The organism is Terriglobia bacterium (genome assembly GCA_020073205.1).
In the GTDB taxonomy this organism is placed as follows: domain Bacteria; phylum Acidobacteriota; class Polarisedimenticolia; order Polarisedimenticolales; family JAIQFR01; genus JAIQFR01.
Genome location: JAIQFR010000003.1, coordinates 29,499 through 45,144, shown reverse-complemented (window position 1 = coordinate 45,144; position 15,646 = coordinate 29,499). Strand labels below are relative to the sequence as shown.

General features: G+C 67.5%; 4 protein-coding genes and 1 pseudogene. All 5 read left to right on the top strand.

Annotation, left to right across the window (positions count from 1 at the left end; translation table 11 throughout):
* Positions 1-16 precede the first annotated feature (16 nt).
* Positions 17-5,983: pseudogene (locus LAO51_01225) on the top strand (hypothetical protein).
* 3,312 nt (positions 5,984-9,295) lie between these two features.
* Positions 9,296-9,784 (top strand): hypothetical protein, encoded by a 489-nt coding sequence (locus LAO51_01220; GenBank protein MBZ5637357.1) that lies wholly within the window; start codon positions 9,296-9,298, stop codon positions 9,782-9,784.
* Between the two features lie 33 nt (positions 9,785-9,817).
* Positions 9,818-10,690 (top strand): outer membrane lipoprotein-sorting protein, encoded by an 873-nt coding sequence (locus LAO51_01215; protein ID MBZ5637356.1) that lies wholly within the window; start codon positions 9,818-9,820, stop codon positions 10,688-10,690.
* A gap of 105 nt (positions 10,691-10,795) precedes the next feature.
* Positions 10,796-12,295 (top strand): efflux RND transporter periplasmic adaptor subunit, encoded by a 1,500-nt coding sequence (locus LAO51_01210; protein ID MBZ5637355.1) that lies wholly within the window; start codon positions 10,796-10,798, stop codon positions 12,293-12,295.
* Positions 12,288-15,608: a CusA/CzcA family heavy metal efflux RND transporter gene (locus LAO51_01205; protein ID MBZ5637354.1), complete on the top strand. Its 3,321-nt coding sequence runs from the start codon at positions 12,288-12,290 to the stop codon at positions 15,606-15,608. Before LAO51_01210 ends, LAO51_01205 begins: the two co-directional genes overlap by 8 nt.
* Positions 15,609-15,646: the final 38 nt, after the last annotated feature.

Below are 15,646 nucleotides of genomic sequence, written 5' to 3'. Positions count from 1 at the left end.
AGGAGGAGAAGAACCGATGCAATCCCTCACACCCAAGACGCTCGTGAAGACCGCGGGACTCGCGATCGCGATTCTCCTTCTCACGGCGGGTGCCTCTTACGCGCAGGTCGGCCTGACCGCGCAGTCCACCACCGTGACTCTGCCCGACGGGACGACGGTCCCCATGTGGGGGCTGTTTTGCGCGCCGGGGAGCAACACGGTTGCGTCCCTGGGCAACCCCGCCTGCACTGCGCTGAATGGTCTGGCGCAGAACGGCTCGACCTGGCAGCCGCCGCTCATCAGGGCTCTGGCGGGCGACACGCTGACGATCAACCTGACGAACAGCCTCCCCGGAACCGTGCCGACCTCCCTGATGATCGTGGGTCAGCTGGGCGGCGGTCTGGGCAGTCCGACGAAGGTCGACAGTCCGGCGCACGCGGTGCAGGGCACGACGTGGCCGGCCGCCGGAGACACGACCGGCCCCGCCTTCACCCCGCCTTCGCAGCCGAGGCGGATCCAGTCTTTCGGACAGGAAGTGGCGAACGGGACCACGAGCAGCCCCAGCTTGACCTGGGGGGCCCTCAAGGCCGGCACCTACCTCATCGAGTCGGGAACTCACCCTTCGATCCAGGGCCCCATGGGGCTCTATGGCGTGCTGATCGTGTCGGACTCCGCCACCGAAGGGTATCCCGGCGTGACGTACGACGCCGACGTGCCGCTCCTGCTCAGCGAGATCGACCCCAAGCAGAACGGGAAGGTGGCCGACGCGGTGGCGACTCTCGGCTTCAACGAGAACTCCGTCCGCGTGCTCCGGGACACCGTGAGCTCGGTCGGGCTGTCGCTCGATGATTCCGGCAATCCCATCAACGCCGGCACCGGCTACCACGTGGGCGACGCCATCGCGTTCTCGGGAGGCGGATTCTCCGCTCCGGCGGCAGCACACGTGTCGGGGGTCGACGGGAGCGGTGCGATCACCGACATCGCCGTCGACGACGCGGGACAGGGGTACTCGTCGGTCCCCGCCGCGAGCGTGTCCGGTGGCAGCGGCGGAAGCGGCGCCCAGGTGACCGCGGCGCTGTCCCTGGCGGGCACCATCTGCAGCGGCGGAGCGACCGCGTGCTATCCGCCGGCCGTCAACTACGACCCGCGCTACTACCTGATCAACGGGATCGCGTTCGACAGGACGAATCCCGGGGCCTCGACGTTCGCCGGTCCGGGTGCCGCGGCGTCCGCGAACACCGTCCTGCTGCGGTTCGTGAACGCCGGTCTCCGGATGCACGTTCCCTCCGTCGTCGGCCTGAGCATGACCCTCATCGCGGAAGACGGAAACGTCCTTCCCGGAACCCCCAGGACCCAGAGCGAGGTCTTCCTCTCCGCCGGCAAGACGTACGACGTCTCGGTGCGGCCCTCGCAGCAGGTGGCGGGGACCTACGACGCGAGGACCTATCCGGTCTTCGACCGCCAGCTGAGCCTGTCCACCAACAACCAGCGCGACGGCGGCATGCAGGGCTACATCAAGGTGAACGGCGCCAGCGCCGTCACGAGCGGCGGGCCGGTCACGGCCGCCGACGACAACTACTTCTTGATTCCCGGCAAGACGCTCACCGTGTCCGACCCGGCCAGGGGCATGCTCGCCAATGACCACAACGTCTACGGCGCGATCGTGACCTCGGGTCCGTCCGGGCAGGCCGTGAACGGATTCACGTGGAACCCCGACGGGACCTTCAGCTACACGCCGCTGCCGGCGACCACGAGCGACTCGTTCACGTATAGGGCGTCGAACAACCCGCTCGTCACGGCGACGGTGCACCTCAACGCGTGCAACGCCGCCTGCACCGGTGGGGCACCCACCGCGAATCCCGACGAGTACACGAGCAACATCGCGAGCGTCCTGCACATCAAGCCGTCCGGCGTGCTGGCGAACGATACGGATGCCGACGGCTACCCGATGACCGCGGCGCTCCGTCCGTGCGTCGCCGTGGCCGGATACGCCTGCCTCTCGTCGAGCCAGGTGGACCTGAAGGCCGACGGCTCGTTCACGGCCCACCCCCCCGCGGCCGGCAACTACAACTTCACCTACCGGGCGGTCCAGTCTCACGGCGTCCCCAGCGCGGATGTCGCCGTGAAGCTGCATTTCCTTCCGGCCAGCAACCTCCAGGTCCACGTCCTGGACGGTCCGAGCACCCTCCCCGGCAGGACCCCGGTGCAACTCACCGACTACCGGTGGCTGATCGAGGAGGACCGCACGATCCACATCGACTCGGCGAGCCAGGTGAACACCGGCGGGTACGTCCCGAACCTCGGCGCCAACTTCCACTCCAGCTACATGCCGGTGGTCGCGCAGGGGTGCGTGGGCACCCTCGCCTGCGAGGCCCAGCAGACGGTTCTCGACCCAAACTCGGGGCAGCACTTCCCGACCGTGTGCGACGTCGGCAACGGGGATTGCCGGACGGACGCCGCGCAGCAGGAAGCGGTGGATCCCAGCCAGGTCCACCTCGACCCGCTGAAGCACTACTACATCTCGATCCTCCCGGGCGACAGCGTGAACCCCACCCTCCAGGGGGCGGGCGGCCCGATGCCGGTGAATCCAGCCGATCCGAGCGGTCCGCAGCGGCCGTTCAACATCTCCCTGGATTGCCCGACGATCGACGCGGACCACGACGGCTTCGAGGATTCGGACTTCGCGCCGGGCACGGGCGCGTGCGGTCACGGCATGGGCGGCGCCCCGATCGCCGCGGGGCAGCTGGCCGTCGACGTGAAGGTGCAGCAAACGCCGTTCCCCACCGGGAATCTCTCGGTGTTCGTCTTCGAAGACGACAACCCTCTCAACGGTGAGGTCGACGCGGGAGGCGGGGTCGACGTCCTGGCGACGAACGAGCCCGGTCTCGGAGGGTTCGAGATCACGCTCTTCGACCAGGCGGGCGGCCTCGGCGACCCGACCGGTCAACCCACCTACGACATGATGAACATGCCGCTCAGCAACTCGCTGGCCGGCTCGATCGATCCCGTGACCGGTTTCGACGCCTGCCCGATCCACTCACCGACCGACGCCGAGAAGGCGGCGGGCACCGATCGACTCGTCGGGATGATCGTCACCTGCCCGAAGTACGAGTCGGACGGCACGACGCTCTCCCCCCTCGCGGGCCAGGCGGTCATTCCCAACATGTATCCCGGCCTGTACGAGGTCGTGGCGACGCCGGGAGCCGACCGAATCGCCCGTGGGGAGGAATGGCTCCAGACGAACACCCTGGACGGAACGAAGCCGCACGAGGCGTTCATCCGGCCGCAAGAGCCGGGGTACTTCCAGGAGTTCGGACCGGCCGGGTTCCACGTCTCCATCGGCTTCGCCAACCCGGCCATCATCAACGGCCGCAAGCAGCAGGTGTGCAACACTCTGCCGGCCGGGTCGTGCAGCCACAGCGTCACCGGCCACATCTCGTCGGCGCGCATCAGCCGCACGCCGGACCAGAGGATCTACGGAAGCGGCACGTTCGATGCCCTGAGTTTCACCCAGTGCTACGTGAGCCTCGGCGATCCCGGTTCCGCTGATTTCGCGTTCACCAAGTGCGACCCCGACGGAACCTTCACGTTCCAGGGCATTCCGCCTGGCAACCACAGGATCACCGTGTTCGACCAGTGGAACGACATCATCGTCGATGGCCTCTCCCTGCCGCTCGGCGTCCCCACGTCCGGTAACGTCGACATGCACGAGCTCGCGATGATGCAGTGGCGGACGAATCTGTCCACCCGCACCTTCATCGACACGAACCACGACGGCGTCTCCCAGGCGGACGAGCCCGGACTTCCCCTGCTCCCCATCAACGTCCGCTACCGGGACGGCAGCTTCATGGGCTTCAACAACACCGATCTGAACGGCAACGCGGGGTACAACGAGATCTTCCCGTTCTTCAACTGGATGGTCATCGAGGGCGACACCACGCGCTACAAGCAGACGGGCGTGCACGTGGTCTACGACGCGGGCGGCCCCGCAGACGGCAACGGCTCGCCGGACGCCGGCAACTCGGCGATCGCGAGCCAAGTCGCGAATACCAAGGAAACGGTCCATCTACCGGTCGATCTGCGCGTGCCGGGGGCGGTCTATTGCTCGGACGCGGATTGCAGCACGGAGAACCGCCTGACCTTCCCGAACGGCGGGGGCGCCGACGGTTCCACCGGCCGCATCGATCCTCCCTGGGTGACCACGGAAGGCTGGCAGGGCTTCGCCGGCCACACCCAGTTCTTCGAGTTCGGAAAGCTGCCGTTCGCCGAGCACGAGAACGGCGGCATCAAGGGGCACGTCATCTACGCCTCGACCCGGCCGTTCGACGATCCGCAGCTCCTCCTCCAGCTTTCCTGGGAGCCGATGGTCCCGAACGTGACCGTGAACCTCTACCGGGAGGAGAAGGGAGCCGCGCCGGACGGCAGCGACAAGCTCACCCTCGTCGACAAAACGACGACCAGCAGCTGGGACGACTGGGCCCAGGGGTTCCACTCCGACGGCCACGGCGGCCTCACCCCGAACATGAGCTGCCCCGGCCAGGATCCCACCAGCCCGTTCTATTTCACCTTGAAGAACACTCCCAACTCGCTGAACCCGGGAACTCCCCTGCCCTACAACTCCCAATTCAAGTGCTACGACGGGATGGCGATCCTGAACCAGGCGCAGCCGGCGCCCTACGACGGGATGTACCAGTTCCCGAGCGTGACGAGCCGGCACCCGCAGACGGGCGTCCCGCTCACTTCGAACTGCACCGGGTGCATCTCGAACCCCGTGGACCACACCCCCATGCTCCCGCCCGGCAAGTACGTGGTCGAGATGATCGTTCCCCCGGGGTACGAGCTGGTGAAGGAAGAGGACAAGAACATCCTCCTGGGCGACGTCTACATCGCACCGGTGACCCAGCAGTTCGCCGGCCTGGGCAACATCTTCATCCTCCCCGACCAGGCGGAGGTGGACGAGCAGTTCAACGCCAACAATCCCCAGAACGAGACGGACAACCTGGGAGTCGTGCCGAGACACGAAGGCGACACGGGCAGCGTCGAGGCGTTCTGGCCCTGCGTGGGTCAGGCACGTGTCGTTCCGGATTACATGAGCCTCTACCCGGGAGCGGGGCAGGTCGCCCCCTTCGCCGGTGCGACGCGCAATCTCTGCGATCGCAAGGAGGTCACGCTCGAGGACCAGTCCTCGGCCTTGGCCAAGTTCTACGTCTTCACCTCCACGCACGTCGCGGCGCACTACACCGGCATCGTCACGGACGACTTCGCTTCGGAGTTCGACCCGTTCGCTCCGAATTACGGCGAGAAGCTCGCCATCCCCAACCTCCCGATCTCGTTCAAGGACTGGACGGGGACGGAGGTCGCCCGATCGTACACCGACCAGTGGGGGTTCTACGACGGGCTGCACTACTCCTCGTGGGAGGTCAACCCGCCCAACCCGACCGGGTACGGGCCGCAGGTGGTCGTCGCGTGCATGAACGACTCGGGTGCACAGCCGGACGGCACCGTCGATCCCCTGTACAACCCGGGCTACAGCCAGTTCTGCTACGAGTGGTCGCTCATGCCGGGTCAGACCGCGTACATGGACACGCCCGTGGTGCCCACGATGGCGTTCGCGGAAGGGTACAACCCGCCGGACTGCGCTTACCCGAACGCGACACCGGCGGTCAAGCGAGTGAACGGCGATGGCGACGGGCCATGGGTGGCCAACTCGAACAACGGGAGATCCGTCACGTCGGTGACGGTCACCGGCGCCGGTAGCGGCTACACCTCCTTCCCCGCGGTGAATCTCAACGGCGGCGGGGGGACCGGCGCTGCGGCCTCGGTCAAGGACCTGAAGGTGGTCTCCTTCTCCGTGACCAACGCCAATCGCGGCAGCGGCTACTGCCCCGCCTCGGGCCCCTGCCTGGCGGCCACGGTGACGATCGCTCCCCCGACCCTTTCGGGTGGCGTTCAGGCCACCGCGACCGTGACGATCGGCACCAACGGCAGCAACCGGGGCCGTGTCACCGCGGTGAACATCGTCAACCCGGGAAGCGGCTACACGGGCGTTCCGGCCGTGTCGTTCTCCAATCCCCTCGCGGGGGGCGTCCGGGCGACCTGCCCGGCGGTGATGGGCGTGAACAGCATCACCGTCACCTCCGGCGGCGTGGGTTACACCTCCAACCCGTCGGTGACCTTCACCAACGCCGGTAGCGGCGGCTCGGGAGCGTCGGCAACGTCCGCGCTCGGTCCGACCGCCGGCCACACGCTCACGATCATCGCCCTGGGCGACCAGACCGTGCCGAACCACACCTATTCCGGGCCCCGTGCGACGACCTCTCCCTACAACCAGAAGTTCCTCACGCGCCACTACGGCTTCGGCGCGACGCAGGGCTCAGGCTCGGTCACCATCGGCGGGATCACCGCGCCGGTGGTCAGCTGGAACGACGCTCAGATCGTGGTCAACGTGCCCGGCGGGGTGCCGGCCTGCGGCATCCAGCAGCGCAACGCACCCTTCGCCGAGTGCGGCGAGCTCGTGATCACGGCCGGAAGCGGCAAGCGGTCCGTCGATACGGTCACGGTGACCGTCGGCGGGAAGCCACCCACGTACGTCAGCGGCGAGACGGCTGCCGGCGACGCGATCCAGAGCGCGATCGACGCCGCCTTCCCGGGCGACCTGATCATGGTCAGGCCGGGGACGTACAAAGAGATGGTGATCATGTGGAAGCCGGTCCGGCTGCAAGGCGTGGGCGCGGCCTCGGTCACGATCAACGGGGATCCCCATCCCGCGGGCAGGCTCGAACCTTGGCGCCGGAAGATCCAGTGCCTCTTCGGATTGGGTCAAAACGGTCAGCCCGGAACCGACTCCTGCGACGATACCCGCATGTCTCTCCAGGTCGATCGCATCCCGCTCGAGGGGATCCTCGGCTGGGACACCACGGTCAACGGCAACCTGGCGGAGCTCCTCCAGGAGCCGACGCTGATGGGAGCCTATGAAGGCGCCGGCATCACGGTCGTTGCCAAGGGAGTGCGTTACCCCGACGGCGTCGACCCGTTCGGAACCGGCGCGGAAGCCGGGTTCCCGGCCGGCACCGTCTTCCTGACGAACAGCGCCCAGGACTGCAACGACTACCCGGGCAACTTCCTCTGCAATCCGTCCCGCATCGACGGCCTGACCCTCACCAACAGCTCGCAGGGCGGCGGCGGAATCTTCATCCACGGTTGGAACCATCACCTCGAGATCTCGAACAACCGGGTCTTCGCCAATGGCGGGACGGGCTCGGGCGGCATCAGCGTCGGCCAGGGGGAGTTCGGCGATCCGAATATCGCCCCGCAGGACGCGACGGTCACCATTCCGCCGCTCACCACGGCCCAGTTCCCGTCACTGAACTCGGTCCCCGACGGTACCGAGCTGCCGTACTGGCTCCAGACCTACGTGAACCTCCATAACAACTCGGTCACGCAGAACGTCTCCTACGGCGACTCGCTGTATTCGAGAACGCCCGCAGGAGCAGGCGGCGTCACCTTCAGCACGGGGTCCGACTACTACAAGTTCGACCAGAACTGGGTGTGCGGCAACCTGAGCTCGGGCGACGGTGGCGGCGTCGCGCACCTCGGCTTCAGCTACAACGATGCCAACGGCGGCATCACCCACAACTCGATCCTGTTCAACCAGAGCGCGAACCCGTCCATTCCGACTCACGGCGGCGGCCTGCTGATCTCGGGCGCGGGCCCGGACGGCCAAACCTACCAGTGCGCCGACGCGACCGGAACCGCCGGATCGGGCCAGGTGTGCAATCCGAACAACCCGCACTGCCCATCGGGGGAGACCTGCCAGCTCCTCGAGTGCGGCACGATCTCCGACGTGGACTGCGCGCCCGGGCTCTCCGAGGGCACGGGACCCGGCCTCGTGGTCGACTCGAACCTCATCCAGGGCAATAGCGCCGACAGCGGGAGCGGCGGCGGTATCCGGCTGCAGATGGTCAACGGAAGCGAGGTCAGCACGTTCCCACTTCTCAACGGCCTCTGGTACCACGTCGACGTCCAAAACAACATCATCGCGAATAACGTCGCCGGTTGGGACGGCGGCGGCGTCTCGATGCAGGACGCCTTGAGCGTGAACTTCGTCAACAACTCGGTCTTCAGCAACGACTCGACCGCATCGGCGGGCATCCTCTTCAGCGCGTTCGGCGCTCCTGACGCCAGCGTGCCTCCCACCGATCCGCCGCTGTGCAACGGGTGCACGGCATCGCCCAACCTGCCTGCCGGATTGGTGACGATGCGTCACACGCCGAACCTGTCCTCTTCGCTGCCGGCCAACGTGGTCTGCCCGATCGTCGGTGCAGGCAACCCCGCGAACCCTTACTCGGGGACACTGAACGGGGATTGCAGGTCGGTTTCGAAGCCGGTGCTCGCCAACAACGTGTTCTGGCGGAACCGCACCTTCCACATCACCGTGGCCTCCCCCACCGGGTCCGGGCTTCTGGGCCAGCAGGCCAGCGTCACGCTGAATCCGTCGCTGAACCAGACCGCCACGGGCCAGTGCGTCTCCGATGGCAGCGCGTCGCAGTATTGGGACATCGGCGTCCGCAGCGATCTCTCGCCGACCAATCACAGCTCGGGCTTCACCCTCAATCCGCGGAAGTCGATCCTGACGAGTACCACCGGCTACAACTCGACCAACATAAACTCGGACCCCGCCGTGGTCCGCCGTTACTGCAACGGCTCGCGCGTGCCGCCGGAGAACGGAGGACAGAGCTACCTGGTGCCTCCGGGCGTCGCGCAGGAGAACATCCCCAACCCGGTGTTCAGCCTGACACCGTCCGCGACCGTGGACGAAGCCAACAACTGGATCAACATGCAGTGGGGCCCGCTGTCCCTGGTGAATCCGTTCGGTACTCAGCTCGGCCGTTACGTACCCGCGACGTCCAGCTCGCCGACGGTCGACGCGATACCCAACAATGCGGCCAACCGCCCTTACTACAACTTGGCGCCCAGCCTCGATTTCTTCGGCAGGTCGAGGAAGACAGGGTCGGCCACGCCGGACATCGGAGCGGTCGAGTTCGCGGCGCCCTCCGGTGCGTTCCCGAGCGCGTCGCCGGTAGGGGGGACAATCCCGCCGCCGCCGACGGTTCAGCTGCAAGTTCTGCCTCAAACGCCTCAATGAACGTTCGTCCCGGCAGCGTACCGTTCACGCTGCCGGCCGCGCCGGCGGTCCTCGTGACCGCCGGCGCGGTTGCCTTCGCGGTCGCCGGTGGGACCCGCCTCATGGGTCTCACCGTCGATCGGGACGGGACCTGCAAGACGGTGACGGGAGTTCGGACGAGTGGAGGTTCCAATGTCGACTGAGCGTCTTCGATACCGGTCGGTCATCGCGGGCTTCGTCGTGGCCGGGCTTCTCGGGGGTGGCATCGCGCAGGCCGCGGGTTCGACTTCGACAACCCGACATCCGCGCGTCTCCTCCGAGCTCACCCCCTCGGCTCAGAAGTACTACGAGCTACTGTGGGGCGTGGACAAGCTCGGGATCAAGCCCGTGTCGTCCGGCGCAATGCTGAGATTCAGTTACCGGGTCATGGATGAGCACAAGGCCAAGGTGCTCAACGACAAGAAGGCCGAGCCGGTCCTGATCGACCAGAAGACCGGGGCCCGGCTCGTCGTTCCCAAGATGGAGAAGATCGGATCGTTGCGCCAATCGTCGACGCCGGAGCACGGCCGGGAGTACTGGGTGCTCTTCTCGAACAAAGGGGGACTGGTGAAGCCGGGCAGCCGCGTCGACGTCGTGATCGGCAACTTCCGCGCCAGTGGAATGGTCGTGGGGCCGGCCTGAGCGCCCCACGGAAGCAACAGGAGATATCAACCCATGCACAGAAGAGCGTTCAAGTCCGGCCTCGTTCTCTCCGTCTCGGCGCTCCTGGCGGTCGTCGCCGCGGGTGCCGCTGCCACGGCCCCTCCGCTCAGCGCGGACGAGGTCGTCGCGAAGAACATCGCGGCGAGAGGCGGGCTCGAGGCGTGGCGTGCGGTTCGATCGATGTCCTTCTCCGGCAGGATGGAGGCGGGAGGGAAGCAGAACGCGGAACTCCCCTTCGGGATGGAGTTGAAGCGTCCGCGCAAGTCGCGGGTCGAGATCGATTTCGCGGGCGACCGAGCCCTGCAGGTCTACGACGGGCAGAGCGGCTTCAAGCTGCGCCCCTTCCTGGGGCGCAGGGACATCGAGCCGTTCAACGCCGAGGAAGCCAAGGCCGCCTCCCTGGAATCCGACCTCGACGGTCCGCTGGTCGATTACGCGGCGAAGGGCACCACCGTGGAGCTCGAGGGCTCGGACAAGGTGGAAGGTCGCGATACCTACAAGCTCAAGCTCACGCTCAAGGGAGGCCAGGTCCGGCACCTCTGGATCGATGCGCAGACGTTCCTGGAGGCGAAGATCGAGGGCGCCCCCAGGCGGTTGGACGGCAAGATGCGCCCGGTGGAGATCTTCTACCGGGACTTCAGGGCGGTGAACGGATTGAAGGTCCCCTACGTCCTGGAGTCGGCCGTGAAGGGAAGCAAGAAGACGCACAAGATGACCATCGAGAGCGTCACGATCAACCCCGACCTCGAGGATTCCCGCTTCACCCGGGCGGCGCTCGAGGTGGCTCCGGCCAAGGAGCGGCCCGAGCCGGCTGTCGCCCGGACGCCGGTCCCGGCGAGCGGGGCCCGGCAACTCGAGGACAACCGGTCCACATCGGCCCAGTAGCCATCGACGGGGCGAGCGTGCGTCGAACGGGGCGCAGGTTCGTCGGCTCAGCAGGCGCGGTTCCCAAGTACACTCCGGTCGATCCGGAAGGCAGGACGAAACGTCATGAAGCGAACGGTAGCAGTTGGCTGTCTCCTCGTTCTGACGGCGCTGGCGTTCGTGGCCGGGCGCCGCAGCGGTGGATCCGGCGCGAGCCACCCCGAATCCTCCAAGCACATTCTCTACTACGTCGATCCGATGCATCCCTCCTATCGCTCGGACAAGCCCGGGACCGCGCCCGATTGCGGGATGGAGTTGACCCCGGTCTACAGCGACGCGGAGGCCGGCAAAGGGCCACGGTCCGCGCCCGGCTCCGTGGTCGTCGACCCGGGAACCCAGGCGCTGATCGGCGTTCGCGTGGAATCCGTCGGGAGACGCTCCGAGCCTCGGTCGGTGCGCACGACCGGGCGGGTCGAGGCCGACTCCGACCGGCTCTACCGCCTGATGGCGGGCGCCGAGGGTTGGGTGGAATCCGTCCAGAACAACCCCGTCGGCACGCTGGTGCAGAAGAACGAGCTCCTGGCGACGCTGTACAGCCGGGAGTTCCGGAATGCCCAGCAGGCCTTCCTCGGCTCCCTCTCAAGCCTCGAGCGCATCCGGTCGAGCAACGATCCGCACGATGCAGGTAAAGGAAGCGACGCCAGCCTCAGAATCAACGAGGAGCAGCTGCGCGCCCTCGGCATGGGAGAGCTGCAGCTCAAGGAGCTGCGGCAGACGCGGCGGATCACCAGCGAGATCACCGTCAATTCTCCCATCGACGGCATCGTCCTCGGCCGCGAGATCTCTCCCGGGCAGAGATTCGAAGTCGGCTCCGAGTTCTACCGCATCGCGGACCTGAGCACGGTCTGGATCACGGCCGACCTCTTCGGCAAGGACTCGCAGGAATTCCACCCGGGCGCCAGGGTCCGGGTCGCGGTGCGCGAGCGCGCGGAATCCGTCTACGCCACGGTGAGCAAGGCGCCTCCGTACTTCGATCCCCAATCCCGCACGCTCAAGGTTCGCTTGGAGGCCGAGAATCCCGGCCTGGCGCTTCGCCCCGGAATGTTCGTGGACCTCGAACTGCCGGTCGAGGCGGCCCCGGCCCTCACGGTCCCGGTCGAGGCGCTGCTCGACTCGGGCCTCTCCGAGCGGGTGTTCGTCGAGCGCGCCACGGGCGAATTCGAGCCCCGCCCCGTGAAGACCGGATGGCGAGCCGACGACCGCGTCGAGATCGTGAGCGGGCTCCGCGAGGGCGAACGCGTCGCGGTGTCCGGCACGTTCCTCCTGGACTCCGAGAGCCGGTTCAAGACCGCCGCCGCCGGGATCCACGAGGCGGCGAGCGAGGTCGCGGACTCGAGCCCGAAGGTGCGCGAGCGGATGCCGAAGGGCGAGGTCCGGGATCCGAAGTGCGGCATGAAGGTCGATGCCGTCGACGCGGCGGCCGCCGGGCTCAAAGGCTCCTACCGCGGCGCGACCTACTACTTCTGCTCGAGCGGGTGCAAGGAGGAGTTCGAGAAGGCGCCCGAGCGGTACCTGAAGCCCGCCTCCGTCCTGGCCGCCGTTCAGCGGAGTGCCGGCCATGATTGACCGGATCATCGACTTCTCCGTGCGGAACAAGGCGGTGGTGTTCGCCGTCGTGGTCATCGCCTGCATGGTGGGCTACTGGGCGATGACGACCGTGCCGCTCGACGCCATCCCGGACCTGAGCGACACCCAGGTGGTCATCTACTCCCGCTGGGACCGCAGCCCCGACGTCGTCGAGGACCAGGTCACGTACCCCATCGTCTCCGCGATGCTGGGCGCGCCGCACGTGAAGACCGTCCGCGGATTCTCCGACTTCGGCTACTCGTACGTCTACGTGATCTTCGACGACGGAACCGACCTGTACTGGGCGCGCTCGAGGACGATGGAGTATCTCTCCTCCGTACTCCCCCAGCTCCCCGAGGGCGTCAAGGCGCAGCTCGGTCCGGACGCGACGGGCCTCGGATGGGTCTACCAGTACGCGCTGGTCGACACGTCGGGGCAGCACAGCCTGGCCGACCTGCGCTCGACCCAGGACTGGTATCTGCGTTACCACTTGAAGGCGGTTCCCGGCGTGGCGGAGGTCGCCCCCGTCGGCGGGTTCACCCGGCAGTACCAGATCAACGTCGATCCGGTCCGGCTGCAGGAATACGGGATTCCGATCGGCCGCGTGGTCGAGGCCGTGCGCTCCGGCAACGACGAGACCGGCGGACGCCTCCTGGACTTCGGCGGCACCGAGTACATGGTGCGGGGGCGCGGCTACGCGCGCTCGCTCCAGGATTTCGGGAACATCGTCCTCAAGGCCGACGACAGCGGCAGGCCGATCCGCGTCAAGGACATCGGGCAGGTCGTCGTGGGGCCCGACCTGCGCCGCGGCGTCGCGGACCTCGACGGCAACGGCGAGGTGGTCTCCGGGATCGTGGTCATGCGCAGCGGCGAGAACGCCCTCGACGTCGTCGACCGCGTCAAGGCCAAGATCAAGGAGATCGAGCCCGGCCTGCCGTCGGGCGTCAGGATCGTGCCGGTGTACGATCGCTCGGAGCTGATCCACCGCTCCATCAGCAACGTGAAGGAGACCGGCATCGAGGTGATCGTCACCGTGGTGCTGATCATCCTGCTGTTCCTGTGGCACTTCCCGAGCGCGATCATCCCGATCGTCACCATCCCGGCGGCCGTGCTGCTCTCGTTCATCCCGTTCCGGATGCTCGGCATCAGCGCCAACATCATGTCGCTGACCGGCATCGTCATCGCGTTCAGCGAGCTGATCGACGCGTCGATCGTCGTCGTCGAGCAGACGCACAAGAAGCTCGAGATCTGGGAGAAGGAGGGCCGACGTCGGGATTACCACGACGTCGTGCTCGGCGCCGTGAAGGAGGTCGCGGGGCCGACGTTCTTCGCCCTCCTGGTGATCGCCATCGCGTTCCTGCCGGTGCTCGCGCTCGAGGCCCAGGAAGGGCGCATGTTCAAGCCGCTGGCGTACACCAAGACCTTCGCGATGGTCATCGCGGCGCTCCTCGCCATCACCCTCGACCCCGCGCTGCGCCTGCTCCTGACCAGGATCAAGCGCTACGACCTCCGCCCGGCCTGGCTGGCCCGGATCGTCAATGCGCTCCTCGTGGGCCGGATCCGCTCGGAGGACAAGCACCCCGTCAGCCGGCTGCTGATGGGGATCTACGAGCCGGTGGTGCGCTTCACGCTGCGCTTCAGGTGGGCCGTGGTCGCGACCGCGGTGGCCGTGGTCGCGCTGACGATCCCCGTCTTCTTCAAGCTCGGCTCCGAGTTCATGCCCCCCCTCGACGAGGGCGTCATCCTCTACATGCCGTCCACCATGCCGGGCATCTCCATCGCGGAGTCTCAGAAGCTCCTCCAGGCGACCGACCGCATCATCAAGCGGTTCCCGGAGGTCGATCGGGTGCTGGGCAAGGCGGGCCGGGCCGAGACCGCCACCGATCCCGCGCCCCTCTCCATGCTCGAGACGGTGATCGTCCTGAAGCCGCGCTCCGAGTGGCCCCACGTCGACACCTGGTACTCGCGCTGGGCCCCTGCCTGGGCCGGGCAGGTCCTCAGGCACTTCACGCCGGACACGATCTCCCCGGACCAGCTCGTCGCCCAGCTGGACGCGGCGCTCAAGATCCCCGGGGTGAGCAACGCGTGGACCATGCCGATCCGCGGGCGGATCGACATGCTGACCACCGGCATGCGGACTCCGGTCGGCCTGAAGATCGCAGGCGAGGATCCGAAGACGATCGAGGCGATCGGGACGAAGGTCGAGTCGCTGCTGCCGGCCGTGCGCGGGACACGCGGCGTGTTCGCCGAGCGGACCGGCGGCGGGTACTTCCTGGACATCACCTGGAAGCGCGAGGAGCTGGCACGCTACGGGCTGAGCATCGAAGACGGCCAGCGGATCGTCGAGAACGCGATCGGCGGCGAGAACGTCTCGACGGTGATCGACGGCCGCGCGCGCTATCCGGTGAACGTCCGCTACCTGCGCGACTTCCGAAGCGACCCGGGAGCGCTGAGCCGCGTCCCGGTGCCGGCGGGGGACGACGGCCGGCTGCTCGCGCTCGGCGAGCTGGCGGACATCCGCCCCAGCAGCGGCCCCGCGATGATCCGCGACGAGGACGGACTGCTGACGGGCTACGTGTACATCGACATCGCGGGGCGCGACCCCGAGTCCTACGTCGCCGAGGCCCGCGGGCTGCTCCGCGACAAGCTGCAGCTCCCGCCGGGGTACGCGGCGTCCTGGAGCGGGCAGTACGAGGCGATGCAGCGGGTCCGCGAGCGGCTGAAATTGGTGGTGCCGCTGACCCTCGCCCTGATCCTGCTCCTGCTCTACCTGAACACCCGGTCGGCCGCGAAGACGATGATCGTCCTCATGGCGGTGCCGTTCTCGGCCGTCGGGGCGATCTGGTTCCTCTACTTCGCCGGCTACCACATGAGCATCGCGGTGTGGGTGGGCCTCATCGCCCTCCTCGGCGTGGACGCGGAGACCGGCGTCTTCATGCTGCTGTACCTCGACCTCGCCTACGAGGACGCGAAGCGGGCGGGTCGCATGAACACCCTCGTCGACCTCAGGGAGGCGATCGTGCAGGGGGCGGCCCGCCGCCTGCGGCCGAAGTTCATGACGTTCGGCACCACCTGCATCGGCCTCGCTCCCATCCTGTGGTCCACGGGCACCGGCTCGGACGTCATGAAGCGGATCGCCGCGCCGATGGTCGGCGGCATCTTCACTTCGTTCGCGCTGGAGCTTCTCGTGTATCCCGCCGTCTACGAGATCTGGCGCTGGCGCCGTCCCGTTCCGGCCCGCTCGGCCGAACCCGTGCCGATGATCGCGCATCACGCCGAGGGTCGGCCGGCGGCCCAGGGGGCGGTGGGCTAGGACACGCGCGGCGGGGGACCGCGGAGGAGTCAGAAGCG